We start from the raw sequence: 24,462 nt of genomic DNA, 5'->3' as shown, positions 1-24,462 counted from the left end.
TTTTTATGTCTCCAGGTCCTGCAAGTAAGGGTTGGTCGCCTTTTCCCGGCCGATCGTGGTCTGGCCACCGTGACCCGGCAGGACGACGATCTCGTCGCGCATCGGCAGGATCTTGGTGGCCAACGTATGCAGCATCGCCGGATGGTCGCCGCCGGGCAGATCCGTCCGGCCGATCGACCCGGCGAACAACACGTCACCGGAGAACAGCACCGCCGGTACGTCCTCGGGACCCAGGTACGGCGTGGTGAAGGTGACCGAGCCGCGAGTGTGCCCCGGGGTGTGGTCGACAGTGAAGTGCAGCCCCGCGAGCTCGAGCCGCTGGCCGTCCTTGAGCTCCTGGACGTCGTCGGGCTCGGCGAACTTGTGGTCACCGCCGAGCAGCATCCGTGCGCTCTCCGCGCTGATACCGGCCATCGGGTCGGCGAGCAGGTGCCGGTCGTCCGCGTGGATCCAGGCGGTGCTGTCGTAGGTGCCGCAGACCGGAAGTACGGAGAACATGTGGTCGATGTGGCCGTGCGTGAGGAGCACGGCGACCGGCTTGAGCTTGTTCTCCCGGACCACCTGCTCGACTCCGCTGGTGGCGTCCTGTCCGGGGTCGATCACGATGCACTCCGCGCCCTGGCCGGTGGCGACGACGTAGCAGTTCGTACCCCACGACCCCGCGGGGAACCCGGCGATGAGCACGACAGACCTTCCTGGAGCGAATGAGGGACCTGTCAAGGCTACCGGTGACGGCGGGCGGAGTACGCACCGGATTGCTCTGCTTGTTCTCTGTCTGCCTGATTGTGATGGCAACCCCGTTGCGTAGCGGCCGGGAGTTTGTGATTGTTCAGTGATACGCGTGGGGATAGTTCCCGACGCGCCCGACTGGACCCTGCCGACCGGATGAACCGGCGACTGGCCAGAATGGGGACGAGCGCAGTACATACCGCCGGAAGGGGCGAGTTGTGGCCGAGGAAAGCTGGGGCCGGGTAGCCGAGGACGGAACGGTCTTCGTACGGACCAAGGACGGGGAGAGAGCGGTCGGTCAGTGGCCGGACGCGAACCCTGAGGAGGCACTCGCCTTCTACACCCGCCGGTTCGACGCCCTGGCGTTCGAGGTGGATCTGCTGGAGAAGCGGGTCCAGGCGGGGACCGTCTCGCCCGACGACGCCCGGGCCGCGGTGAAGAAGGTGACCGGCGCGATCGACGAGGCGCAGGCCGTCGGCGACCTGGACGGACTCAGGACCCGGCTGGACGCGCTCGCCCCGCTGGTCGCCCAGCAGCGCGAGAAGAAGAAGGCCGAGCGCGCCGCGAAGGTCGAGGAGGCTCGCGACGCGAAGACCAAGATCGCGACCGAGGCCGAGACGATCGCCGCCGGCACCGACTGGCGGCACGGCGTCACCCGGCTGCGCGAGCTGCTGGACGAGTGGAAGGCACTCCCCCGGCTCGACAAGTCGAGCGACGACGAGCTGTGGCACCGCTTCTCGTCCGCGCGAACGACGTACACGCGACACCGCAAGCAGCACTTCTCCGAGCTGTCCTCCAAGCGTGACGAAGCCGCCGTGGTGAAGGAACGGCTCGCCGCCGAGGCCGAGGGCCTGTCCTCGAACACCGACTGGGGCCCGACGTCCGGCCGCTTCCGCGATCTGATGCGCCAGTGGAAGGCCGCCGGTCCTGCTCCCCGCGAGGTCGACGACAAGCTGTGGGCCCGGTTCCGCAGCGCGCAGGACGCCTTCTTCGGCGCCCGCGACGCGATCCAGGCCGAGGAGAACGAGGAGCAGGTCGCGAACCAGGCGGCCAAGGAAACCCTGCTCATCGAGATCGAGGCGATCCTGCCGGTCACCAACGCGAAGACCGCGCGCGACCAGCTCCGCGACCTGCTCGACCGCTGGGACGCGATCGGCAAGATCCCGCGCGACTCGATGCGCTCCATCGACGGCCGGCTGCGCGCCGTCGAGCAGGCGGTCAAGTCCGCCGAGGACGAGGTCTGGAACAACAGCAACCCCGAGGCCCGCGCCCGCGCCGAAGCCACGGTCAAGCAACTCCAGTCCCTGATCACCGACCTGGAGAAGCAGGCCGCCAAACACGAGGCCCAGGGCAACGCCCGCAAGGCCAACGAGGCCCGAGAAGCCATCGAAGCCCGCCGCGAATGGCTAACCCAAGCCCAAAACGCCCTAACCGACTTCAGCTGACCCTGTAACCGAGCAGCCTGCCGTCCCTGGCCCAGTCAGGCGAGGCAGGCTGCTTCACCGGCGTGCCAGTGATCAGCCCGATCACCACCGGCGTCGAACTCGCGATGCAACTCCCCCGCCCGTTCGCCCTATCAGCAGTCGACGCCCTACTCCGATCCGGCAAAGCCGACCGCCGGGCAATCCGAGCAGCCTCAGCCGAGTACGCCGGCAGGCCAGGCATTCGCCAGGCCGGCGAAATCCTCCAGTACGCGGACCGCCGCGCCGAGTCGCCAGGTGAATCGTGGCTCCGGCTCCGACTGATAGACGCAGGCTTCGGCAAGCCAGAACTGCAGTTCCGCGTAAGAGGCCGAACCCGCGACTACCGCATCGACACCGCCTACCCCAAACCGATCGACAACCAACGCCTCGGCCTCGAGTACGACTCAGACCGCTGGCACTCAAGCGATCGCGAACAAGCACGCGACGAGACCCGCCGCAAGGAACTAGGCACCCTTGGCTGGCACATCATCCCCGTCCACCGCACCGACCTCTGGGGCTCCTACCCCGCCCTGGAACTAGCAGTAGGCGCCTTCCTCTGCACCTGGCCCCGCCTCCCCCGCCGCTGGTAAAACCCGCACGACAGCCCCCGCCCGCGCCCGACACACATCTGGCAAGCCCCACGCACCCTGCTCGCCCGTGCCCGACACACCCGTCAAACCCCAGGCACCTAACTCACCTCCACGGGCTCGCGCGCCACAGCACCAGCCTCCACCCGCGATGCAGCCGGCCTAGCGCCGCGACGCAGGCGCCGCGAGCCTGCCTGGGCAGGAACCTCGGACCCCGCGCTCGGTAGAGGGGTGTTGCCGGGCGCGGGATTCGGGTGTGGGTCAGTTTCGGTAGCGGAAGATGATTCGGCCTCGGGTTAGGTCGTAGGGGCTCAGCTCTACCAGGACGCGGTCCTCGGGGAGGATCTTGATGTAGTTCTTCCGGATCTTTCCGCTGATGTGGGCGAGGACCTTGTGGCCGTTGGCGAGCTCGACCCGGAAGTTGGCGTTGCGGAGGCACTCGACGACGGTGCCTTCGACTTCGATGCCGGTTGGTGTTCTGGGCATCGTCAGGCCTTTCCCGGTCGGCTGACCAGTTCGAGGGTGCTCCCCGTACGACGGGCGCCGAGCCCCTCGAACAGCGCCACCGCGGCCGTGTTGGTCTCGTCGACCTCCGCCGTGGCCGCTTCGACACCGGAGCGGTGCAGCCCCTGCAGCACCTGACTCAGCAGCGCCCGCGCGATGCCGTGCCGTTGCTCGGTGGCCAGGACTGCGACCAGCCCGATTCGCGGGCGCCGGGTCATCGTCGCGACCCGTACCAGCCCGACGTACCGATCACGCCGTACCGCGACCGTGTACTTCGACGGGTCCATCGGCCGCGACCCGCCCTGCCAGGGCAGCACCTCCGCAGGCATCGTCTGCCAGCCGACGGCGGCCTCGACCTCGTTACGAATCGCGTGGTCCAGCTCGCGCAGCGGACCCTCGACCACCTCACCGGCGGTCGCGATGACCACTCCTGAAGGCACAGCAGCCGGAGTGAGCCCGACATCGGTCGGTACGACGAACTCGCACTCGCGACGCGAGCTCGTGAACCCGGCCCGTTCCCAACTGGCCGCGAGATCGCGGTCGGTCTCGTCGATCACCGTGTACAGCGGTCCCGATCCGTCGGCCCGCATCGCGGCAGCGAGCCGGTCGAAGACGGCGCCGCGCCAGGTGTCGATGCTGACGAAGGTGCGGCCGTCGAGCCGACGCGAAGCGTGACCGCGGCCGACCACCAGGTCGTTCTCCACCGCGTGCCATTGATTGTCCGCGACGCGCGAGATCGTCACCGTTTGGTCGCCGAGCCCCGGACTGAAAGGCAAAGAGTTCATAGGTGTTTCCTTTCGGGAGTGCCGAACTATCTCGAGGCGCTCCCGGCGACACCTACGTCAATCGCCCGCCCGTGACCACGGGAGAGGGAGCACCCACTGCGCTACAGCGTTCATGGGGTCTCACCTCCAGGCGTGATGTCACGGACCACGGCACGGTACCAACCCGGCCACCGGGCCGGCCAGCCATTTTCTCCGTACGGTCCTCCGCGGGCGTCAGGTGCGGAAGCCGGCGTGGACGTGGTCGTGGTGAGTTCGGTCGGAGAAGTACGTCGCGCCGGCGAGTTGGTAGGGGCCGCCGACGTTGTAGGAGCCGGCGGTCGCGGCTGCCTGCATGAAGGTGGTGATCAGCGAGCGAGGGGTGGCCGGATCGACCACGGCTCGGCCGTTGATTTGCCACGTGTCGAAGGCGCGGCCTTGGGGGTGATCGCTGGGGCGGGTGGTGCCGAAGACGTTCAGGGGGTGGCCGGAGCGGAGCACGCTGATGCCGATTCGGTAGGTCTCCGACAGCGTGAGCATCGCGGTCAGGACGCTGTCGTGGATGTTGCCCGAACGGATGTCGGCCGCCGATGCCGGTGGGAGGATGATGCGGTCGCTGGCGAGCACCTGTCGCGCCGCCGCAGACAGGCTTCGCGCGGCTGATCCAGGTTCTGCTGGATGCAGGGCCGTCACCCGCCAGCTCTGACCCGATCTGCTCAGCCGTACGTCGATCGTCGTACCACCGGTGACCACCTTGCCGCCGGCAAGCGAGTAGACGCGGCAAGGCACCAACACACTCGCGGTATCAGCCAACAGCCCGCCGTATTGGGCGTCGATCACCTCAACCGCCTTGCCCGAGCCGCCCAACTGCTTCTGGACAGCCGCCACAGCAGCCCGCTTGGCCTCCGGCACCAACTCCCCACTCCCAGGCACCCACGGCCGCACGCTGGGCAGTACAGCGCCGGCGGGCGGCGAGCTGGGCACCGTCACACCGGGAGTCGCCGACGTCGAGGGCACAGGCGTCGAAGGTGTGGGCGTCGACGCTGCAGAGGTCGGGCCCGGCGTACCGGCTGACGAGTTGCTGTCGTTCGAGCTGCACGCGGCCAGGACTCCGCCCACGCCTAGTACCAGCAGGCCGCGGCGGGTGAGCTGCGGCCTGCTGGTACTGGACCCGTTACTGGGTGACTCGGTAGACGTCGAAGACGCCCTCTACTGAGCGGACTGCCTTCAGGACGTGACCCAGGTGGGTCGGGTCACCCATCTCGAAGGTGAAGCGGGACTTCGCGATCCGGTCGCGGGTGGTGGTCAGCGCCGCGGACAGGATGTTCACGTGGTAGTCCGAGAGGACTCGCGTGATGTCGGAGAGCAAGCGGGCCCGGTCCAGCGCCTCGACCTGGATCGCGACCAGGAAGACGGACTGGGCGGTCGGCGCCCACTCGACCTCGACGATGCGCTCCGGCTGGGTCTGCAGGTTCTCCACGTTGGCGCAGTCGGCCCGGTGCACCGAGACACCCGCACCCCGCGTCACCCAACCGATGATCTCGTCACCCGGCACCGGCGTACAGCACCGGGCCAGCTTCGAGAGGATGTCGGTCGCGCCCTTGACGATGACGCCGGCGTCGCCGCGCGCCGTCCGCTTGCGGCGCTCTCGCGTGGCGGGCAGCCGCAGGCCCTCGGCGAGATCCTCCGCCGCGCCCTCTTCGCCGCCATACGTCTCGATCAGCCGCCGGACGACGGCCTGCGCGCTCACGTGACTCTCCCCGACCGCGGCGTACAAGCCGGTCACGTCGGGGTAGCGCAGCGAGTTGGCGACCGCGGTCAGCGTCTCGTGCGAAAGCAGGCGCTGCAGCGGCAGGCCCTCCTTGCGCAGTTGCTTGGCGATCGCGTCCTTGCCGTGCTCGATCGCCTCGTCGCGGCGCTCCTTGGAGAACCAGTGCTTGATCTTGTTGCGGGCGCGCGGGCTCTTGACGAACATCAGCCAGTCGCGCGACGGCCCGGCACCCTGCGCCTTCGAGGTGAACACCTCGACAACATCGCCGTTCTCCAGGGTGCTCTCCAACGGCACCAACCGCCCGTTGACCCGGGCTCCGATACATCGGTGCCCGACCTCGGTGTGGATCGCGTAGGCGAAGTCGACTGGTGAGGACCCGGTCGGCAGCGACATCACGTCACCGCGCGGGGTGAAGACGTAGACCTCGGAGTTGTTGATCTCGAACCGCAGCGAGTCGAGGAACTCCGACGGGTCGGACGTCTCCCGCTGCCAGTCGACGAGCTGCCGCACCCAGGGCATGTCGTTCGGCGCGCCGATCTCCGTGGTCGGCGGCGCACCCACCTCGGGCGCCGGTGCGTTCGGGTCTTCCTTGTACTTCCAGTGCGCGGCGATGCCGTACTCCGCGCGCCGGTGCATCGAGAAGGACCGGATCTGCAGCTCCACCGGCTTGCCCTGCGGGCCGATCACGGTGGTGTGCAGCGACTGGTACATGTTGAACTTCGGCATCGCGATGTAGTCCTTGAACCGGCCGGGGACCGGGTTCCATCGTGCGTGAAGGACTCCAAGAGCGGCGTAACAGTCGCGGACCGACTCGACCAGCACCCGGATGCCGACCAGGTCGTAGATGTCGCCGAACTCGCGGCCACGGACGATCATCTTCTGGTAGATCGAGTAGTAGTGCTTCGGCCGGCCGGTGACGGTCGCCTTCACCTTGGCGGCGCGCAGGTCCTCGTGCACCTGGTCGATCACGGAGGCCAAGTACTCATCGCGGGACGGCGCGCGCTCGGCGACCAGCCGGACGATCTCGTCGTACACCTTCGGGTGCAGGGTCGAGAAGGACAGGTCCTCGAGCTCCCACTTGATCGTGTTCATACCCAGCCGGTGGGCCAGCGGGGCGTAGATCTCGAGGGTCTCGCGGGCGATCCGCTCCTGCTTCTCCTGCCGCAGGAAGCCCAGCGTGCGCATGTTGTGCAGCCGGTCGGCGAGCTTGATCACCAGCACCCGGATGTCCTTGGCCATCGCGACGACCATCTTGCGGATCGTCTCGGCCTGCGCGGACTCGCCGTACTTGACCTTGTCCAGCTTGGTGACGCCGTCGACCAGCATCGCGATCTCTTCGCTGAAGTCCTTCGTCAGCTCGGCGATCGTGTAGTCGGTGTCCTCGACGGTGTCGTGCAGCAGCGCCGCACACAGCGTCGGCGCGGTCATCCCGAGCTCGGCCAGGATGGTGGCCACCGCGAGCGGGTGCGTGATGTACGCGTCGCCGCTCTTGCGGAGCTGGCCGGTGTGGTGCTTCTCGGCGGTGCGGTAGGCCCGCTCGATCATCGCCAGGTCGGCCTTGGGGTGGGTCGCCCGGACCACCCGGAAGAGCGGCTCGAGCATCGGCGCCCTGTTCGGGTGCCGGGTGCCGCCGAGGCGGGCCAGCCGGGCACGAACCCGGGCCGGCGCGATCCTGGGCGGTTGCGCCGAAGGAGGCGGCGCGGCGGCTGGAGACGGCGAGGGACTGGCCGCCGGGCGGCTCACCGGAGCGCGCGGAGGCTCGTGCGGCACCACGTCAGGCACCGCTGAAGTCATCGCCGGGTCTTCGCCCACGTTGTTTCCCTCCGCCGACAGACCACCAGTCTAGGGGGAAGGAGCCAACGCGGCCGACCCGGCCTGTGGACAACACGCCGAAAGGATGTAGCCGCTTGACTTCAGACAGTGACGAGCGTGTTCACACGCTCTCCCGCGAGCCGCTCCCGCCAGGGCAGGAAGGATAGCTCGAGCAGTACCGAGGTGGCGGCCACTTCGGCGCCGCAGCGGCGTACCAGGCGCAGGCAGGCCTCGACCGTGCCGCCGGTGGCGAGCACGTCGTCGATCACCAGCACCCGCTCCCCCGGCGCGAAGGCGTCCTGGTGGACCTCGATGGTCGCCTCGCCGTACTCCAGCGCATACGACTCCTCGTACGTCGCCGCCGGCAGCTTGCCCTTCTTGCGGACCGGGACGAATCCCGTGCCCAGGGCGAGCGCGACCGGGGCGGCCAGGATGAAGCCGCGGGCCTCGATCCCGACCACCTTGTCGACCACGACGTTGCCGTCGGCATCCCGGCCGGAGGCGGCCAGCGCCTCCACCACCTGGCTGAAGCCGGCGTGGTCCGCCAGCAGCGGGGTGATGTCCTTGAACACCACCCCCGCCTGCGGGTAGTCGGGGATGTCGCGAATGCCCTCCGAGAGCACTTGTTCCAGCGAACGCATCACTTGCCGCGCTTGGACCGCGGCTTGCGAGTGGGCTGCGGTCGACCGGCCGAGCTGGTCGAACTGACCGGCCGGCTCGACGTCACCGGCGTACTGGCCTTCGGGCGGTCCTGCTTGGCCGGGGAGCTCGTGGTGACAGTCGCACCACCACCACCAGTACCTGCACCAGTGCCGGCCGCGACCGGCACCGCAGTACCGGCCGGAGCTGCCGCCTGGGCGCGCTTGGCGAGCACCCGGCGGCGCAGGGCCTGCATGCCAGGCTCGCGCTCCTTGAACATGGCCAGCAACGCCGGAGCGATGAAGATCGACGAGTACGCACCGACGGCGATACCGACGAACAGCGCCAGCGACAGGTCCTTCAGCGGGCCGGTGCCCAGTACGACGGTGCCGACGACCAGGATCGAGCCGACCGGCATCAGCGCGATCAGCGTGGTGTTGATCGAGCGGACGATGGTCTGGTTGACCGCCAGGTTGGTCGCGTCGCTGTAGGTGTAGCGGTTCGACCCGGTGATGCCGCGGGTGTTCTCCCGCACCTTGTCGAACACCACGACGGTGTCGTAGAGCGAGTAACCGAGAATGGTCAGCACGCCGATCACCGTGGCCGGTGTGACGTCGAAGCCGATCAGGGCGTAGACGCCGACGGTGATGAAGACGTCGTGGACCAGCGCGATGATCGCTGCCATCGACGCCTTGGGCTCTCGGAAGTACGCCCAGATCACGCCGAAGACGAGGACCAGGAAGACGATCAGCGCGAGGATCGCCTTGTTGGCGATCTGCGAACCCCAGGAGGCACCGATCTGCTGGTTGCTCACCTGGTCGGCCGGTACGCCGACCTGCTTGCCGATCGCAGCGCGGACCTTGGCGATATCGTCCTGGGCCAGCGGCTTGGTCTGGACCCGGACCTGCCCGTCGCCGACCGTCGTGACGACCGGGTCGCCGAGGTCCTTCGCGTTGGTCGCCTTCACCGCGTTCGTGACGTCGGTGACCGTGTTGTCGGTGACCTGGACCTTCGCCTGGTACTCGACGCCGCCCTTGAACTCGATGCCCAGGGCCAGCCCCTTGGCCAGCAGCGCGCCGAGCGAGATGACGATCAGGACGATCGAGACCGCGAACCAGATCTTGCGCTTGCCGATGAAGTCGTACGAGATCTCGCCCCGGTGCAACCGGGCGCCAATGGTTCCGAGCTTCGACATCAGACCTCGCCTCCCACGGGCTTGCGCGCGGACTTCGCGGCCGGACGGGCCGACGGTTTCATCTGGCCGGGCAGCCGGTCGACGCCGAGATGCTCGGGGTCTAGACCGGACAGCTTGTGGCCGTGGCCGAAGAAGTCGGTCCGGGCCAGCAGCGTCACGAGCGGCTTGGTGAAGATGAACACGACCAGCAGGTCGATCAGCGTGGTCAGGCCGAGCGTGAACGCGAAGCCCTTCACACTGCCGACCGCCAGGACGTAGAGCACCGCCGCGGCGAGCAGCGAGATCGAGTCGGCCGCGATGATGGTGTGCTTGGCGCGGGCCCAGCCGGTCTCCACCGAGGAGCGCAGGCTCCGGCCCTCGCGGACCTCGTCCCGCAGTCGTTCGAAGTAGATGACGAACGAGTCCGCGGTGATACCGATCGCCACGATCAGACCGGCGATCCCGGACAGCGTCAGGGCGAAGCCCATCGTCTTGCCGAGCAGCACCACGGACGCGTAGGTGAGCGACGCCGCCACCAGCAGCGACATCACGACGACGAGGCCGAGGCCGCGGTAGTACAGGAACGAGAACAAGATGACCAGGCCGAGGCCGATCAGGCCGGCGGTGATTCCGGCCGAGAGCTGGTCGCCACCGAGCTGCGCCGAGATCGACTCGACCGACGAGGTGTCGAACGACACCGGCAGCGCACCGTACTTCAGCACGTTGCCCAGGTCGCGGGCCTCGGCCTCGGTGAACGAACCGGTGATCTGGGCCTGACCACCGGGGATCGGCTGGGTCACGCTCGGGGTGGAGATGGTGACGCCGTCGAGCACGATCGCGAACAGGTTCGACGGGGCCGGGCGCTTGGCGATCGCGGTGGTGGCGTCGAGGAACTTGTCGCCACCCTCGCCGGTGAACTTCAGGTTGACCTGCCAGTTGAAGCCACCCTGCGGGATGCCCGCGGAGGCGTCGGACAGGTCCTGGCCCTTGAGGATCGCCGGACCGAGCAGGTACTTCGTGGTGTAGTCCTCGCTGCACGAGAACAGCGGCTTGGTGGAGTCCTCGGGCGCCGTGGGCTTCTTGTCCTTGTTACAGACGAACGCCGCGAAGGCCGCCGTGGTGGCGGCGTCGGGCTCGTACGTCAGCGGGTCGCCGGTGTTGGCCGGCGGCGTCGACGGCGGCGGCGTGGCCGGCGTGCTCGGCTTCGGCGTCGGGGTCGGGGTCGGGGTCGGCGTGGCGGCACCGAGCACGCTGGACCAGGCCCGGCCGTTCGGCGTGGCCGTGGTCGACGGCTTGATCGTGGTGCTCGGCTTCGGCGTCGTGCTCGGCTTCGGCGTGGTCGTCGGCTTGCCGGTCGGCGTGGCCGACGGCTGCACGGGCGGCAGCGGGGCACCGGACTGCGTGTCGTAGACGACCCGGAAGTACAGGAGCGCGGTCTGGCCGACCTGGCTCACCAGGCTGTCCTGGTTGGCGCCCGGCACGGACACGGTGATGTGGTCCCGGCCGGAGGTGGCGATCTCCGCCTCACCGACACCGGCGCCGTTCACGCGCTGGGAGATGATGTTCTTCGCCTCGGACAGCTGCTCGGCGGTCACCGCAGCGCCGCCGGCGACCGGCTTGGCAGTCAGCGTGATGGTGGTGCCACCGCGCAGGTCCAGGCCGAGCTTGGGCGCCCAGGTCTTGCCGATCGCCATGATCCCGAACAACAGGACCAGGATGACCGCCAGGACGATCAGGTTCCGCCCGGGGCGGGATGTCGTCGTCGTTGCCACGTCAAATTCTTCCTTGCGCTACTGGGCGCGCCCGGGCACCACTTGGGATGCCCGCGCGCCGCACGCCGATAGGACGGGGTGGATCAGTTCTCGGTGTGCGTGGGGGGCAGCTTGGCCTTGTCCTGGACCTTGGCGGCACCGGCGTCCGGCACCTCCACGGAGTCCTTGACCTCGGCCGGCTCCACCGCGGTCTCGTCGGTGGCCTCATCCACCGGCTCGTCCGCAGCGTCCTCGGTCTCCTCGATCTCCTCGGGGATGACCCGGCCGATCGCGGCCTTGACGAACTGCACGAGGACACCGTCGGAGATCTCCAGCGTCACGTACTCGTCGTCGACCTCTTCGACGATGCCGACGACGCCGCTGGTGGTGACCACCTTGGTGCCCGGCTGCAGCGCAGCGACCGTGTCGGCCTGCTTGGCGCGCTGCTTGCGCTGGGTACGACTCATGAACCAGATCATCCCGACGATCAGGATCAGCGGGAGCAGGAGCGTGATGCCCCCACCGCCGGAGGAGGCCATCGGTGCGGCAATCAAAACCATCGGGACTCAAAATCCTTCGTCGAGAGAGTACGGGCACCCGGCACGCTCTGCTCAAGCGCGCAGGTCGCGGCGGGGATGGCCCGGGTACGGGCCACCGGGGAGTCTAACCCTGGGCGGGAACAAGTACCGAATAACAGGGGGTCACGTTTAAGTCACTCGTTACCCGTTCAACGTCACCCACCCGCTGTTCGTGCCCAGGTTTTCGCCTTGGTCGTTCGTCGTCAGTGCTGCGCCGTCACTCGTCGTCGGTGTCGAAGAGGGTGTCCGCGAAGGTCGCGCCCTTCGGAACCGCCAGGCCGAGGTGCCGCCAGGCCGCCGGGGTGGCGACCCGCCCACGCGGCGTCCGGGCCAGGTAGCCCGACCGGACCAGGAACGGTTCGGCCACTTCCTCCACCGTCTCACGCTCCTCGCCGACCGCGACAGCCAGCGTGGACAGTCCCACCGGTCCCCCGCCGAACCGCCGGCAGAGCGCGTCCAGGACGGACCGGTCCAGCCGGTCGAGGCCCATCCGGTCCACCTCGTACAGCTCGAGGGCGGCCTTCGACAGCGCGATCGTGACGATCCCGTCGGCGCGTACCTCCGCGAAGTCGCGGACGCGGCGGAGCAGCCGGTTCGCGATCCGGGGTGTGCCGCGGGACCGGGAGGCGATCTCGGCCGCGGCCTCCTTGGTGATGTCGACCTCCAGCAACGCCGCCGACCGGTTGACGATCTTCTCCAGCTCGGCCGAGTCGTAGAACTCCAGGTGCCCGGTGAAACCGAACCTGTCCCGCAGCGGCCCGGGCAGCAGCCCGGCCCGGGTGGTCGCGCCGACCAGCGTGAACGGCGGGATCTCCAGCGGGATCGCGGTCGCGCCAGGACCCTTGCCGACGATCACGTCGACGCGGAAGTCCTCCATCGCCATGTAGAGCAACTCTTCGGCGGGGCGGGACATCCGGTGGATCTCGTCGAGGAACAGCACTTCGCCCTCGTTGAGACCGGACAGGATCGCCGCCAGATCGCCGGCGTGCTGGATCGCGGGACCGCTCGTGATCCGCAACGGCGCCGAGAGCTCGGCCGCGATGATCATCGCCAGCGTGGTCTTGCCCAGCCCGGGCGGGCCGGACAGCAGCACGTGGTCGGGCGCCCGGTTGCGGCCGCGCGCCGCGTGCAGGACCAGCTCGAGCTGCTCACTGACCCGGCGCTGCCCACCGAACTCGGCCAGGGTGCGCGGCCGCAGCGCGGACTCGATCTTGCGTTCCTCGATGTCCATCGCGTCCGCGGACACCAGTGGCCTGACGTTGTCGTCCATCCGCTAGGCCTTCGAGAGGGCGCGGAGTGCGGCCCTCAGCAGGTCGGGCACCGACGGCTCTGCCTCGCCCGCGGCCAGCGGGGAGACCGCGATGACCGCGTCGTCGGCGTCGCGGGCCGACCAGCCGAGGCCGACCAGACCGGCATGCACCTGGTCGCGCCAGACCTCGGCCGGCTGCAGTGGGCGGCCGGCGACCATCCGCGACGGCGCGCCGATCTTGTCCTTGAGCTCCAGCACGAGCCGTTGCGCCACCTTCTTGCCGACGCCGGGGATCTTCACCAGCATCGCGAGGTCTTCGGAAGCAACCGCTTGCCGGAGCTGATCCGGGCTCAGCACTGCAAGGGCTGCCTGCGCCAGCTTCGGGCCGACGCCCGAGGCGCTCTGCAGTAGCTCGAACAGCTCTTTCTCGTCCGCCTCCGCGAAGCCGTACAAAGTCAGTGAGTCCTCGCGGACCACCATCGAAGTGGCCAGCTTGAACTCCTGCCCGGGCCGCAGCGTCGCCAGCGTGCCGGGGTGGCAGTAGACCTGCAGCCCGACTCCCCCGACCTCGATCACACAGCTGTCCAGCCCGATCGCGGCCACCGGGCCACGCACGAACGCGATCATCGTTTCCCTCCTCGCGCCCCGGCCGGGGCTTTCCCTACCAAGTTCACCGCCGTCATCGTCGGCCCTTCTGGGTCGGTGCGGCTTGGGCAGCCACCGCTGCTCTCAGCCTCGCGACCTGCAGGCGCGACTGTGCCTGGGCGGCGGCCTCGAGGTTCGCACGGGTGCCGGCTGCTTCTTCCAGCCGGTTCGTCACTCCGCCTCGCCAGACGTGGCAGATCGCCAGCGCGAGGGCGTCCGCGGCGTCGGCCGGGGTCGGCCGCTCGGGCAGCTTCAGGATCCGGGTCACCATCGTGGTCACCTGCTCCTTGCCGGCCCGGCCCGAACCGGTGACCGCCGCCTTCACCTCGCTCGGCGTGTGCAGCGCCACCGGCAATCCGCGCCGCGCGGCGACCACCATCGCCACCCCGGCGGCCTGGGCCGTGCCCATCACCGTCCGCACGTTCTGCTGGGCGAAGACCCGCTCCACCGCGACCGCGTCGGGCCGGTGCTCGATGATCCACTCCTCCAGCTCCGCCTCGATCCGGACCAGCCGCTTCGCGACGTCCAGATCGGGCGGCGTCCGGATCACCCCGACGGCGACTAGCGTCGGCGGCCGGCCGGGGGTGCCCTCGACGACACCGAGGCCACACCGGGTCAGTCCCGGGTCGACACCGAGCACGCGCACTGGATCACCTCCGAACGTTTGTTCGACTACCCTAGACGCCGCGCCCGAAGCCCACGAAATCGACACTCCGCAGGCTGTGGACGACCTCAGAAGTAGTCGAGCATGTACGACGTCGCGCCCGCGAAGGCCGTGTCGATCGCCCCGTCGTCGGCGGCCGCGCCACCCGACGCCAGCCCGGCCTTGCGCACCGAGGCGAGCGGCGTACCGGAGTACAGGGCCGTCAGGCCACGGGAACCGAGTCGCAGGGCGTCGCCGGAGGAGGTGGATGGGGTCAGCGCGCCGGAGCCGCCTGAGACGGACAGGTGCCAGCGGCCGGTGTTGGCGGCGAGCTCTGAGTCGTCCAGCTCCAGATCGACCTCCAGTGAAACGCCTGGCCCGAAGCCGCGCGCCGCGATCGCTGCCGGAGCATCGAGCAGCCGCAGCATCCATTGCTGGACCACTCTCTGCTTGTCAGCTTCCTGGTCGACGAGGAGATGAGCAGGGTCGTCAGGAGACAGGTAGGCATCGACGTCCGTCGAGATGGAGGACCCTGAGCCCACTACCGACCAAAGGGCACGCGCAGTGGCCTCGGAGCCGGCCACCAACTCTTCCACTCGCAGCATGTCGCCCTCCCAGCCATAGACGACGAACCCGTCGTCAGCCAGGTAGCAGAAGCTGTTGTCCTCCCCCAGCCACTCGGCCACCTTCGCCTCTGGCCATACCAGCGGTCCGCTGATCCGTGCGGAGCTGTGCAGTTGGTCGGCAAGCTCCAGGAAACGCTTGGCGTCAGCAGAACCGGCGCGGCGGACAGTGACGTCCTTGCCACCCAGCGACCGCAGGTCCGCGGCGGGGAAGGTGCACCGGAAGCGGCCGCCACCGAACTCGTAGCCCAGGTGCCGGTAGATGACAGTGGTCGCCGGGTAGAGGCCCGACAGCGGATAGCCCTGCTCGACTGCTCGGGCGAGCACCCCGCGCATCAGCTTGCTGCCGACACCACGCCCCCTGTACTCCGGAGCGACGACGACACCCGCCACGCCGGCCATCGGCACCTTGCGGCCGCCCCACCACTGCTGGAACGGCCAGTACCGAGCCGAGGCGATCAGCTCGTCGCCATCCACCACCCCGAGCATCCGGCCGTCGTCGATGAACGTCTGCGCGTCGGCAATCCACGCCTCGCGCCGCGCAGGCTCCAGGAGGCCGAAAGACCTCGACCGCACCCGCTCGACATCCTCCAGTTGCTCGGTCCGGACATCCACCAACCGCAAGTCATCAGCCACGCCCAGACCCTACGACGGCGAGGGACCGGAGTACGCAGCCTTCATCTTGCGATGACCCAGTTATTTCTTGTCGGTGACCCAGAGGTTGATGGTGCCCTGTACTACGACCGTGCCGTCGGCGCGAGTGGCCTTGACGTGGACGGGGACGTCGGGGCCGGTCGTCCACGCGGCCGGGTCAGTCTCAGCCGAGCAGGTGAGGTCGGAAGTGGATTTGGCGAGGTAGGCGACCTCCATGCCCTTCGGCAGCCAACGCTTGCCGGTGGGGACGGTCGCTTCGGCGAGGGCGCCCATCGCCGCCTCCAGGCCGTTGCAGACGGCGATGGCGTGCACGGTGCCGATGTGGTTCTGGACCGCGCGGCGCTTGGGTAGTACGAGGGAGGCGAAGTTGGGGCTCACCTGGACGAAGTGTGGGCGGATCGACCGGAAGTACGGCGCCTTCCAGGTGAAGGCCAGCGAGAACAGCCTGGAGCCACCCGGAAATCCGCGGAACTTCTCCCACATACCCAGCACCTGGTTCGCCATGCGGCTTATATTACCCACGAGTAGGGCATTTGGCGCCACTGACGACAAACGTCCGGTGAACCCGCTGTGGGTTCGCCGGACGTTTTGCGCCGTGCAGAGGTCAGACGACCTCGGCCATCACCTCGTCGGAGACGTCGAAGTTGGCGTAGACGTTCTGGACGTCGTCGCTCTCCTCGAGCGCGTCGATCAGGCGGAAGATCTTGCCGGCGCCGTCGGCGTCGAGATCGACCGTCATCGACGGCACGAACGACGCGTCGGCCGACTCGTAGTCGATCCCGGCGGTCTGCAGCGCGGTCCGGACCTTCACCAGGTCGCCGGCTTCGCTGATCACCTCGAAGGACTCGTCGAGGTCGTTGACCTCGTCGGCGCCGGCCTCGAGCACCGCCTCCATCACGTCGTCCTCGGAGTAGGTCTTGCCGTCCTGCTCCTTGTTCACCACGATGACGCCCTTGCGGTGGAACAGGTACGCGACGCTGTTCGGGTCGGCCAGCGAGCCGCCGTTACGCGTCATCGCCGTCCGGACGTCGGCCGCGGCGCGGTTGCGGTTGTCGGTCAGGCACTCGATCAGCATCGCGACGCCGTTCGGCCCGTAGCCCTCGTACGTGATCGACTGCCAGTCCGCGCCACCCGCCTCGGCGCCGGAACCGCGCTTGACCGCGCGGTCGATGTTGTCGTTCGGGACCGACGACTTCTTCGCCTTCTGGACCGCGTCGTACAGGGTCGGGTTGCCCGCGAGGTCACCACCGCCCGTCCGGGCGGCCACCTCGATGTTCTTGATCAGCTTCGCGAAGAGCTTGGCGCGCCTCGAGTCGATGACCGCTTTCTTGTGCTTGGTGGTGGCCCATTTGGAGTGGCCTGACATCGCGAACCCAACCCTTCTACCGCCTGCAACTGACCTAGAGGTCGCGCACCAGATCGGCGAAGTAGCCGTGCAGCCGAGCGTCACCCGTCATCTCCGGGTGGAACGACGTGGCCAGCAGCCGATCGTGGCGAACCGCGACGATCCTACCCGTGGCCGGGCCGGACCGGACTGTCGACAGTACTTCGACGTCGCGCCCGACGCGTTCCACCCACGGTGCCCGGATGAACACGGCATGGTACGGCGCGTCGAACGCGCTGAAGTCGAGATCCGCCTCGAACGAGTCGACCTGCCGCCCGAACGCGTTCCGCCGGACCGTCACGTCCAGCCCGCCGAGCGTCTCCTGGCCCTCGATCCCGCCGGTGATCTCGTTGGCCAGCATGATCATCCCGGCGCAGGTCCCGAAGACCGGCAACCCGTCCGCGATCCGCTTCTGCAACGGCTCGAACAGCTCGAACGTCCGGGCCAGCTTGTCCATCGTGGTCGACTCGCCACCGGGCAGCACCAGCCCGTCGACGGCGGCGAGCTCGGCAGGGCGGCGTACCGGCCGGGCCTCGACGCCGACCGTCTCCAGCATCGCCAGGTGCTCCCGCACGTTGCCCTGCAGCGCGAATACGCCGATCACGGTCACAGCTGAACCCTCCGTTGCCAGTCGATGGTCACTTCGATCCGGCCCTCGTCGAAGGTGGCCGGTAGCTCCCGCTCGCGCAGGAGAGCCAGTACGTCGTCCAGGAGCGACTCCCCTGGCGCGACGTTGGCCGTGTCGGGGTGCCAGACCTTCAGCTCGAGCATGCTGAAGTCGACCGCGTGCCAGACGTCGGTGTCGGTGAAGAACACCAGTCCCTTGGGGTCGGTCGCCGACTCCAGTACTTCACGTGCAGCGTGATGGTCCGAGGTGTAGCGGACTACTACAACGCCCAGAGACTCCAGCTCAGCCAGTACTTCGTCCAGCCGGTCCGGATCGGTCTCCTCGGGCCACCCAGCCGAGTCGCTCGCCAGTGCCGCCACTGCCTCGTCGACCAGCTCCGGCACGAGTACAACCGGGTCGGCCGCCGGTGCGTCTTCCTGCACGGCCTCGGTCAACGCAGCGGTGACCGCCGCGCGGTCGGCGTACCCGGAGCGGACCAGAACGCGAGCGAGACCGCGCAACTCGCGCGCGGTCCGCTCACTCACTACTTCGTCTGCCACCGAGAGCCGGGCCGTTACCAGCCGCGCTCGGCGAGCCGGTGCGGCTGGGGGATCTCGTCGACGTTGATGCCGACCATGGCCTCGCCCAGACCGCGGGAGACCTTGGCGAGCACGTCCGGGTCGTCGTAGAAGGTGGTGGCCTTGACGATCGCCTCGGCGCGCTGGGCCGGGTTGCCGGACTTGAAGATGCCGGAGCCGACGAACACGCCCTCGGCGCCGAGCTGCATCATCATCGCGGCGTCGGCCGGAGTGGCGATGCCACCGGCGGTGAACAGCACGACCGGAAGCTTGCCGGCCAGTGCGACCTCCTTGACCAGCTCGTACGGCGCCTGCAGCTCCTTCGCCGCGACGTACAGCTCGTCCTCGGGCAGGTTCTGCAGGTGGCGGAGCTGCTGGCGGATCTGGCGCATGTGGGTGGTCGCGTTGGACACGTCACCGGTGCCGGCCTCGCCCTTGGAGCGGATCATCGCCGCGCCCTCGGTGATCCGGCGCAGCGCCTCGCCCAGGTTGGTCGCGCCACAGACGAAGGGAACGGTGAAGTTCCACTTGTCGATGTGGTTGGCGTAGTCGGCCGGGGTGAGCACCTCGGACTCGTCGATGTAGTCGACACCGAGGCTCTGCAGCACCTGCGCCTCGACGAAGTGACCGATCCGGGCCTTGGCCATCACCGGGATCGACACGGTGTTGATGATCGAGTCGATCATGTCCGGGTCGCTCATCCGGGAGACGCCGCCCTGGGCGCGGATGTCGGCCGGGACCCGCTCGAGCGCCATCACCGCGACGGCGCCGGCGTCCTCGGCGATCTTGGCCTGCTCGGCGGTGACGACGTCCATGATCACGCCGCCCTTGAGCATCTCGGCCATCCCCCGCTTGACCTTCGCGGTACCGGTCTGCGGGCTGTTCTGGGTCTCGGTCACTGCATCCTCCTGGTCACGGCCTTGCTGCGGCCTTCTTGCTGCCTTTTTGCTGCCCTGGCACACGTCCAGCCTAGGACGACTGGACTGACAACCATCAGTCCACCTCGGATCAACTGGACTGAGACCGGACCGAGCTGTGACTCAGCTCGCTTGGTCGAGCGCGGCGCTCAGGCGGGCGACGACGAGTCGCAGCGTGGCGGGTGGTGCGGTGAACGGAATCCGGATATGCCGCCGGTCGGTGCCGTCCGGCGTGAAGAGATCGCCTGCTCCCAGCAGTAGCCCCTGCCCCCGAGCAGCCTCCAGCACGCGCCTCGCGCGTACTTCGGTGAACTCGAGCCACAGCGTCATCCCACCGGTCGGGGTCGGCCACGCCACTCCGTCCAGGGTCTTCAGCCCAGTCTCGAGAGCGGCCAGGTTGGAGCGGAGTCGCGTCTTGCGCCGGGAGATCACCCGGTCGAGCCGGCCAAGGATCGCCTGCGCCAGTAGGTCGTCCAGTGCGCTGGGTGACGTCACGCTGAGCTGGGCCGACGTGTTGATCCGCCTGCGCAGTTGGCGCCCGGTTCTGACCCAGCCGACGCGCAGACCGCCCCAGACCGTCTTGCTGAGCGACCCGACGCTGACAGTGCGCGGGTAGCGGCTCAGAGGCTCGGCCTGATCGCCACTGGCCAGCCAGAGCGGGCGCATGGTCTCGTCGCTGATCAGGGCCGCGTCGTACCGCCGGGCGATCTCCACTACGGCCGTACGCCGGTCCGCTGGGAGGCTGAGGCCGGTGGGGTTGTGGTTGTCCGCCTGGAGGTAGATCACCTTCGGCTTGTGTCGCCGACAGAGGTGGGCCAGCTGATCCGTGTCCCAGACACCCGCCGGCCAGCCGACCACGTCCAGCCGGTGTCGGCGGAGCAGGTCGAAGGCTGCTGGGTACGTCGGCGACTCGGTGATCGCCACGCCAGGTCCTAGGTCTAGCCCGGCGAGGGCGGCGTTGAGGCCGGCTGCGGCACCTACTGTCAGCGTCAACTGGCCCGGCTCGGTCGGTACGCCCTCCAAGGTGAGGCGCTCCGCGAGCGCAGTACGGAGCTCTAGTGAGCCGCCAGACGGCGGGCCGTCGCCGCCCATGGCCTGCGGGAGGCGCTCTGCCACTATCTGCGCCGCTACCTCGGCCACGTCGTGTGGTGCGGCCGTGGTGGCGAACCGTAGATCCAGGAGTGGCTGGTCGCCCGCGGAGACGGTCGAGGCGGGCGCAATGGGGTCCAGGAGCCTGTCCAGCGGCCTGACGTGAGTACCGGAGCCACGCTTCGTCTCCAGCACGCCGTCGGCCCGCAACTGGTCCAACGCCCGCACAACGGTCACCCGGCTGAGCCCCAGCCGCTCAGCCAGCACCCGCTCCGACGGAAGCCGGGATCCGATCGACAGATCCCCCCGCTCGATCCGCCGCAACACAAGAGCCTCGACCTGCTCGGTCTTGGTCCCATCCACCGGATCCAAATCACTCCCCCGCCACATAAGTCCAGCCTCCCACAATTGGCCTCACTCACCGTGCACTCCCGCACTCCCTGCACCCCCTGCCCCCCCACCCCGGCACTCCCGCGCCCCTTCACCCCGCACTCCCGCCCCGCCCCCATCCACCCCGGCGGGCGAACCCCACCAAGAGGGCTAACCCCGCTTGGTGGGGTTCGCCCATCGTCAGACCAACACGCAACCCACCCAAGAGCGCCCCTCACCCCCGAGGCGAACCCCACCAAGGGGTGCCGCTCCCTGCCAACGGGGCTCCCCACTGCCACGCCAATGTGCGAACCCACCAAAGAAGGCGAACCCACCTCGAGGGCGCCCCCGCTTCCCCGAGCGAACCCCTCGGCGCGAGGCTGCGCCCCATACGAGAGGCGGAACCCGGTACGAGGAGCGGAACCCCAGTACGAGGAGCGGAGCCTGGTACGAGAGGCGGAACCCTCATCGCGGGGTGAACCCCGCGGCGGGGAGCTGACCCCTGGCTGTGGGGTACGCCCGTTGGCAGGGCAGTGGGGAACCCTGTGCAAGGGGGTGGAGCCTGGCATGCGGCTGGGCGACGTTTGAGGGGTCAACCCGGGGGTCAACCCCTCAGACGGTGGGTTGACCAGCCCGATTCCGAAGGGGCAACCCATCGTATGAGGGGTTGACCCCTCAAACGATGGGCGACGGCCAGGGGTAGGAGCGGGGCGAGGCGAGCGGGCGCGAGGCGAGGTGGGGCGAGGTGAGCGGGTGCGAGGTGGGGCGGGCAGAGCCGGGCTGGGCGGTCCGGGCGACGCGAGCGGGCGCGAGGCGAGGTGAGCCCTGCGGGGTGAGGTGAGTGGTGAGCTGGGCCGTGCGGTGAGTGGTGCGGTGTGGGTGGGGGGAATGTCGGTGGGGGGTGTGAGGATCGGGGGTATGGATGAGCGGTGGGCGATTGCGCCGGTGGAGGGTGGTGGGGCGTTGCTTGTTGCCCTGCGTCCTGACGGGCTGCCTGCTGGGGCGGTGGTGCGGGAGCGGGAGTTGGCCGCGGCGGTGGGGGCGCGGCCGGAGGTGACTCGGTGGGTTTGGCGGTCTACGCCGGAGATTTATCCGCGGTTGCTCGCGGCGGGGGTGCGGGTTGAGCGGTGTTATGACGTCGAGGCTGCTGAGTTGCTGCTGCTCGGGCATGAGGGGCGATGGGGTGAGCCGCGGTCGGCGGCGGCTGCGTGGGCGCGGTTGAGTGGCAAGCCGGTACCTCCCGATCCGCCGTTGCGGTCGACGACACCGGGTGAGCAGTCGTCTCTGTTCGAGATCCACGAGGAGCCGATCGCCTTCGAGGTGCTGCTCCAGGTCTACGCCGACCAGCTTCGCCGGCACCGACAAGCCGAGTATCCGGAGCGCATGCGGCTGCTGACCGCCTCGGAGTCGTCCGGGATGCTCGTCGCCGCCGAGATGGATCGTGCCGGGCTGCCCTGGAGCGCGGAGACGCATCGCGCGTTGCTGCACGAGCTGCTCGGCGACCGGTTCGCCGGCAGTGGCGAGCCGCGACGGCTGACCGAGTTGGCCGATCAGATCTCGGAGGCGTTCGGCCGACGGGTCCGGCCGGATCTGCCCGCCGACGTGCTGAAGGCTTTCAAGAACGCCGGGCACCAGGTCAGCACGACGAGGAAGTGGGAGCTCGAGCGGATCGACCACCCGGCCGTCGCGCCGCTGTTGGAGTACAAGACGCTCTACCGGATCTACACGGCCAACGGCTGGACGTGGCTCAACGACTGGGTCCACGACGGGCGGTTCCGGCCGGGCTTCATCCCCGGCGGCACAGTGTCCGGGCGCTGGGTGACGAACGGTGGTGGCGGGCTGCAGATCCCCAAGGTCATCCGCCGCGCGGTGGTCGCCGATCCCGGCTGGCGGCTGGTGGTCGCCGATGCGTCGCAGCTGGAGCCCCGCGTACTGGCCGCGATCTCCCGCGATCCCGGGTTGATGGAGGTCGCCGGCGACTCGGGCGACCTCTACAAAGCCGTTTCGGACAAGGCGTTCTCGGGCGATCGCGGGATGGCGAAGCTCGCCGTACTGGGCTCGATCTACGGGCAGACGTCAGGCGACGGGCTGAAGAATCTGGCCATGCTGCGGAAGCGGTTCCCGAAGGCCGTCGCGTACGTCGACGATGCGGCGCGAGCCGGTGAGGAGGGCCGCTTGGTCCGCACCTGGCTCGGGCGGACCTGTCCGCCATCGGGCTCGCCGATCGACGAGGCGATGCTGGAAGGTCCGTCGGAGGAGCGGCAGACGGATGCACGACACGCTCGGGCACGCGGCCGGTTCACCCGGAACTTCGTTGTCCAAGGGTCAGCTGCCGACTGGGCGCTGTTGATGATGGCGGCGCTCCGACAGTCCATCACCGAGCTCAAGGCCGAGCTGGTCTTCTTCCAGCACGACGAAGTGATCGTGCACTGCCCGGCCGGTGAGGCCGACGAGGTTGCCCTGGCGATCCAGGCCGCGGGCGACCTGGCGGGCCGGATCACCTTCGGCGAGACCCCCACCCGCTTCCCCTTCACGACCGCCATCGTGGAGGTCTATGCCGACGCCAAATAGGGCGGTAGTCCGAGTCGCTCGAAGTCGGTGAACTCGAAGGCGGTCAGCTCGGCGATCAGGCCGTCCTCGATCCGGAAGGCGTCGATGCCGAAAGGCCGGTAGAGACTGTCGCCGGGAACCTTCAGGTAGCCCGCCAGCCCGGGTTGACGGTTCACGCCGATGACCACGAACCGCCAGTCGCCCCGGTTGGTGTCGCCGCCCGGTTCGAGGTTTGCGGCCCAGATCCGCTCGGCGTCCACCCGGCCCGAGAACCAGAACGGGTACGGCGGCATCGTGATCCGGATGTCCTCGTGCATCAGCGCGGCGATCCCGGCCGAGTCGGCCCGGTCCCAGGCAGTCATGTACTTCGCCAGTAACGCCTGCTCGTCCGCTGACGGATCCCCCGTCGGCGCCCACTCCGTACGCCGGGCCGGCAGGTGCTCCCGTAGTACCGGCCGAGCCCGCTGCAGGGCACTGTTGACCGAGGCGACGCTGGAGTCGAGCAGCACATCCGGGAACGGTTGCAGCCAAGGCAGGTCGTCGCGGGCAACGGCCTCGCCGGTCGGCCAGGACGAGGGCTCCAGCTGATGCGGCAGGACGCGCTGCGGGCGGCGTACGTCGTCGATGCAGGCGTTGGTCGCGATCTTGTAGAGCCAGGCGCGGAACGACGACCGGCCCTCACTGTGTTCACCCCTGAAGTCTTCGCGCTTGCGCCAGGCGCGCAGGAAGGTCTCCTGGACCAGGTCCTCGGCGTCGTCGTACGAGCCGAGCATCCGGTAACAGTGCACGCGCAGCTCGTACCGGAACTGCTCCGCCTGCTCCGCGAAGGTCCCCTCGGTCACGGTCATCAGCTGCCGTCCTCGAGTTCGATGGTGCCGGGCATCGGCGCGTGACCGGCCAGCCGGAACCAGGTGACGATCCGGCGCCGCCGCAGCTCGCGGGTCGACACCACGATGTCGTTGTGGAACCGCCTGGCCAACTGGACCCGCCGCGACGCAGTACCGAGCTCTGTCGCCCACGGCTCCAGGTCGGTCGCAGTCGCCCCGATCGCGCGCGTCAACGCCGACTCGGATCGCTCGCGCTCGTCGCTGTTCGCAGTACGGGCTCGGTGGGCTGCATCCAGCAAGAGTAGGGAGGAGGCGGGGTCGAGTACGCCGCTGCCGGCCAGCTCGGCGACCAGGGCGGAGCGGCGGGCGAGTTCCGTCTCCAGGGAGGCGCGGGCGGTGGCGACGCGGTGGTGGAGGCGGTCGATGCGGCCGGCGGTCCAGCTGCTGTAGGCGCCGAGCAGGAGCAGCAGGACTCCTACCACAATCAGCGCTCCGGAGACCGTCACGGGGCCATTCGACCATCAATACCTTCCCCACCCCCACCGCCCCCGGTCGTCG

General features: G+C 68.9%; 25 protein-coding genes. 4 read left to right on the top strand and 21 right to left on the bottom strand.

Annotated features, from left to right (window positions below; translation table 11 throughout):
• Nucleotides 1–3 precede the first annotated feature (3 nt).
• The gene (locus G3I17_RS01395; protein WP_164593111.1) at nucleotides 4–684 is read right to left on the bottom strand and encodes an MBL fold metallo-hydrolase; all 681 of its coding nucleotides are present in this window, start codon (nucleotides 682–684) and stop codon (nucleotides 4–6) included.
• Between the two features lie 263 nt (nucleotides 685–947).
• On the opposite strand from G3I17_RS01395, the gene G3I17_RS01390 reads away from it, so the two are divergent.
• The gene (locus G3I17_RS01390; RefSeq protein WP_164593109.1) at nucleotides 948–2,174 is read left to right on the top strand and encodes a DUF349 domain-containing protein; all 1,227 of its coding nucleotides are present in this window, start codon (nucleotides 948–950) and stop codon (nucleotides 2,172–2,174) included.
• Nucleotides 2,175–2,236: 62 nt separating this feature from the next.
• Nucleotides 2,237–2,782 carry a hypothetical protein gene (locus tag G3I17_RS01385; RefSeq protein ID WP_203589587.1) on the top strand — a complete coding sequence of 182 codons (546 nt, stop codon included), beginning with the start codon at nucleotides 2,237–2,239 and terminating at the stop codon, nucleotides 2,780–2,782.
• Between the two features lie 258 nt (nucleotides 2,783–3,040).
• On the opposite strand, the gene infA is transcribed toward G3I17_RS01385, so the two are convergent.
• From infA to G3I17_RS01370, 3 genes are all read right to left on the bottom strand, one after another.
• A complete protein-coding gene (gene infA, locus G3I17_RS01380; protein WP_164593107.1) occupies nucleotides 3,041–3,265 on the bottom strand; it encodes a translation initiation factor IF-1 in 225 nt (74 codons plus the stop codon).
• A 2-nt stretch (nucleotides 3,266–3,267) separates the two neighbouring features.
• The gene (locus tag G3I17_RS01375; protein ID WP_164593105.1) at nucleotides 3,268–4,068 is read right to left on the bottom strand and encodes a GNAT family N-acetyltransferase; all 801 of its coding nucleotides are present in this window, start codon (nucleotides 4,066–4,068) and stop codon (nucleotides 3,268–3,270) included.
• 213 nt (nucleotides 4,069–4,281) lie between these two features.
• Nucleotides 4,282–4,956 carry a hypothetical protein gene (locus tag G3I17_RS01370; RefSeq protein ID WP_203589586.1) on the bottom strand — a complete coding sequence of 225 codons (675 nt, stop codon included), beginning with the start codon at nucleotides 4,954–4,956 and terminating at the stop codon, nucleotides 4,282–4,284.
• Between G3I17_RS01370 and G3I17_RS01365 the strand changes: the two genes are divergently transcribed.
• Entirely contained in the window at nucleotides 4,943–5,260 is a 318-nt protein-coding gene (locus G3I17_RS01365; protein WP_164593103.1) for a hypothetical protein, read from the top strand. The two genes, G3I17_RS01370 and G3I17_RS01365, sit on opposite strands and share 14 nt — an antisense overlap.
• On the opposite strand, the gene G3I17_RS01360 is transcribed toward G3I17_RS01365, so the two are convergent.
• The 15 genes from G3I17_RS01360 to G3I17_RS01290 form a co-directional block, all read right to left on the bottom strand.
• On the bottom strand, nucleotides 5,219–7,609 hold the full coding sequence (locus tag G3I17_RS01360; protein ID WP_203589585.1) for a bifunctional (p)ppGpp synthetase/guanosine-3',5'-bis(diphosphate) 3'-pyrophosphohydrolase: 2,391 nt from the start codon (nucleotides 7,607–7,609) through the stop codon (nucleotides 5,219–5,221). The genes G3I17_RS01365 and G3I17_RS01360 overlap by 42 nt on opposite strands.
• Before the next feature lie 119 nt (nucleotides 7,610–7,728).
• The gene (locus G3I17_RS01355; RefSeq protein ID WP_164594120.1) at nucleotides 7,729–8,268 is read right to left on the bottom strand and encodes an adenine phosphoribosyltransferase; all 540 of its coding nucleotides are present in this window, start codon (nucleotides 8,266–8,268) and stop codon (nucleotides 7,729–7,731) included.
• Nucleotides 8,268–9,461 carry a protein translocase subunit SecF gene (gene secF / locus G3I17_RS01350; RefSeq protein WP_164593099.1) on the bottom strand — a complete coding sequence of 398 codons (1,194 nt, stop codon included), beginning with the start codon at nucleotides 9,459–9,461 and terminating at the stop codon, nucleotides 8,268–8,270. The genes G3I17_RS01355 and secF overlap by 1 nt, the downstream gene beginning before the upstream one ends.
• Nucleotides 9,461–11,212, bottom strand: coding sequence for a protein translocase subunit SecD (gene secD, locus G3I17_RS01345; RefSeq protein ID WP_164593097.1), 1,752 nt, complete (start codon nucleotides 11,210–11,212; stop codon nucleotides 9,461–9,463). Before secD ends, secF begins: the two co-directional genes overlap by 1 nt.
• Before the next feature lie 83 nt (nucleotides 11,213–11,295).
• Nucleotides 11,296–11,751: a preprotein translocase subunit YajC gene (gene yajC / locus G3I17_RS01340; protein WP_164593095.1), complete on the bottom strand. Its 456-nt coding sequence runs from the start codon at nucleotides 11,749–11,751 to the stop codon at nucleotides 11,296–11,298.
• 235 nt (nucleotides 11,752–11,986) lie between these two features.
• On the bottom strand, nucleotides 11,987–13,039 hold the full coding sequence (gene ruvB / locus G3I17_RS01335; protein WP_164593093.1) for a Holliday junction branch migration DNA helicase RuvB: 1,053 nt from the start codon (nucleotides 13,037–13,039) through the stop codon (nucleotides 11,987–11,989).
• A gap of 3 nt (nucleotides 13,040–13,042) precedes the next feature.
• On the bottom strand, nucleotides 13,043–13,645 hold the full coding sequence (gene ruvA, locus G3I17_RS01330) for a Holliday junction branch migration protein RuvA (protein WP_164593091.1): 603 nt from the start codon (nucleotides 13,643–13,645) through the stop codon (nucleotides 13,043–13,045).
• Between the two features lie 52 nt (nucleotides 13,646–13,697).
• Nucleotides 13,698–14,309 carry a crossover junction endodeoxyribonuclease RuvC gene (ruvC, locus tag G3I17_RS01325; protein WP_164593089.1) on the bottom strand — a complete coding sequence of 204 codons (612 nt, stop codon included), beginning with the start codon at nucleotides 14,307–14,309 and terminating at the stop codon, nucleotides 13,698–13,700.
• 86 nt (nucleotides 14,310–14,395) lie between these two features.
• Complete coding sequence (locus G3I17_RS01320) at nucleotides 14,396–15,565, bottom strand: GNAT family N-acetyltransferase (protein WP_164593087.1); 1,170 nt, start codon at nucleotides 15,563–15,565, stop codon at nucleotides 14,396–14,398.
• 60 nt (nucleotides 15,566–15,625) lie between these two features.
• The gene (locus tag G3I17_RS01315; protein ID WP_164593085.1) at nucleotides 15,626–16,087 is read right to left on the bottom strand and encodes a hotdog fold domain-containing protein; all 462 of its coding nucleotides are present in this window, start codon (nucleotides 16,085–16,087) and stop codon (nucleotides 15,626–15,628) included.
• 100 nt (nucleotides 16,088–16,187) lie between these two features.
• Nucleotides 16,188–16,949: a YebC/PmpR family DNA-binding transcriptional regulator gene (locus tag G3I17_RS01310; protein ID WP_164593083.1), complete on the bottom strand. Its 762-nt coding sequence runs from the start codon at nucleotides 16,947–16,949 to the stop codon at nucleotides 16,188–16,190.
• Nucleotides 16,950–16,983: 34 nt separating this feature from the next.
• Nucleotides 16,984–17,571 carry a pyridoxal 5'-phosphate synthase glutaminase subunit PdxT gene (gene pdxT / locus G3I17_RS01305; protein WP_343238195.1) on the bottom strand — a complete coding sequence of 196 codons (588 nt, stop codon included), beginning with the start codon at nucleotides 17,569–17,571 and terminating at the stop codon, nucleotides 16,984–16,986.
• A 2-nt stretch (nucleotides 17,572–17,573) separates the two neighbouring features.
• On the bottom strand, nucleotides 17,574–18,119 hold the full coding sequence (locus G3I17_RS01300) for a hypothetical protein (protein ID WP_203589584.1): 546 nt from the start codon (nucleotides 18,117–18,119) through the stop codon (nucleotides 17,574–17,576).
• A gap of 29 nt (nucleotides 18,120–18,148) precedes the next feature.
• Nucleotides 18,149–19,051 carry a pyridoxal 5'-phosphate synthase lyase subunit PdxS gene (gene pdxS / locus G3I17_RS01295; RefSeq protein ID WP_164593077.1) on the bottom strand — a complete coding sequence of 301 codons (903 nt, stop codon included), beginning with the start codon at nucleotides 19,049–19,051 and terminating at the stop codon, nucleotides 18,149–18,151.
• 141 nt (nucleotides 19,052–19,192) lie between these two features.
• Complete coding sequence (locus G3I17_RS01290; protein ID WP_203589583.1) at nucleotides 19,193–20,521, bottom strand: PLP-dependent aminotransferase family protein; 1,329 nt, start codon at nucleotides 20,519–20,521, stop codon at nucleotides 19,193–19,195.
• A gap of 924 nt (nucleotides 20,522–21,445) precedes the next feature.
• Here G3I17_RS01290 and G3I17_RS01285 point away from each other — a divergent pair.
• Nucleotides 21,446–23,098, top strand: coding sequence for a bifunctional 3'-5' exonuclease/DNA polymerase (locus tag G3I17_RS01285; RefSeq protein ID WP_164593073.1), 1,653 nt, complete (start codon nucleotides 21,446–21,448; stop codon nucleotides 23,096–23,098).
• Here the strand turns inward: G3I17_RS01285 and G3I17_RS01280 are convergent.
• Both G3I17_RS01280 and G3I17_RS01275 read right to left on the bottom strand, forming a co-directional pair.
• Nucleotides 23,080–23,925 (bottom strand): sigma-70 family RNA polymerase sigma factor, encoded by an 846-nt coding sequence (locus tag G3I17_RS01280; protein ID WP_203589582.1) that lies wholly within the window; start codon nucleotides 23,923–23,925, stop codon nucleotides 23,080–23,082. The genes G3I17_RS01285 and G3I17_RS01280 overlap by 19 nt on opposite strands.
• The gene (locus G3I17_RS01275) at nucleotides 23,925–24,410 is read right to left on the bottom strand and encodes a hypothetical protein (protein WP_164593071.1); all 486 of its coding nucleotides are present in this window, start codon (nucleotides 24,408–24,410) and stop codon (nucleotides 23,925–23,927) included. Before G3I17_RS01275 ends, G3I17_RS01280 begins: the two co-directional genes overlap by 1 nt.
• Nucleotides 24,411–24,462: the final 52 nt, after the last annotated feature.

Origin of the sequence: Streptomyces sp. SID13031, from assembly GCF_010548305.1 — a bacterium.
Lineage (GTDB): Bacteria > Actinomycetota > Actinomycetes > Propionibacteriales > Kribbellaceae > Kribbella.
This window is presented reverse-complemented; position numbering and strand designations above follow the sequence as displayed.

Excerpts from the sequence above, each read along its gene's own strand:
- infA (WP_164593107.1), bottom strand. The coding sequence starts at position 3,265 with ATGCCCAGAACACCAACCGGCATCGAAGTCGAAGGCACCGTCGTCGAG.
- G3I17_RS01375 (WP_164593105.1), bottom strand. The coding sequence starts at position 4,068 with ATGAACTCTTTGCCTTTCAGTCCGGGGCTCGGCGACCAAACGGTGACG.
- G3I17_RS01360 (WP_203589585.1), bottom strand. The coding sequence starts at position 7,609 with ATGACTTCAGCGGTGCCTGACGTGGTGCCGCACGAGCCTCCGCGCGCT.
- G3I17_RS01355 (WP_164594120.1), bottom strand. The coding sequence starts at position 8,268 with ATGCGTTCGCTGGAACAAGTGCTCTCGGAGGGCATTCGCGACATCCCC.
- secF (WP_164593099.1), bottom strand. The coding sequence starts at position 9,461 with ATGTCGAAGCTCGGAACCATTGGCGCCCGGTTGCACCGGGGCGAGATC.
- yajC (WP_164593095.1), bottom strand. The coding sequence starts at position 11,751 with ATGGTTTTGATTGCCGCACCGATGGCCTCCTCCGGCGGTGGGGGCATC.
- ruvB (WP_164593093.1), bottom strand. The coding sequence starts at position 13,039 with ATGGACGACAACGTCAGGCCACTGGTGTCCGCGGACGCGATGGACATC.
- ruvA (WP_164593091.1), bottom strand. The coding sequence starts at position 13,645 with ATGATCGCGTTCGTGCGTGGCCCGGTGGCCGCGATCGGGCTGGACAGC.
- G3I17_RS01315 (WP_164593085.1), bottom strand. The coding sequence starts at position 16,087 with ATGGCGAACCAGGTGCTGGGTATGTGGGAGAAGTTCCGCGGATTTCCG.
- G3I17_RS01310 (WP_164593083.1), bottom strand. The coding sequence starts at position 16,949 with ATGTCAGGCCACTCCAAATGGGCCACCACCAAGCACAAGAAAGCGGTC.
- G3I17_RS01285 (WP_164593073.1), top strand. The coding sequence starts at position 21,446 with ATGGATGAGCGGTGGGCGATTGCGCCGGTGGAGGGTGGTGGGGCGTTG.
- G3I17_RS01280 (WP_203589582.1), bottom strand. The coding sequence starts at position 23,925 with ATGACCGTGACCGAGGGGACCTTCGCGGAGCAGGCGGAGCAGTTCCGG.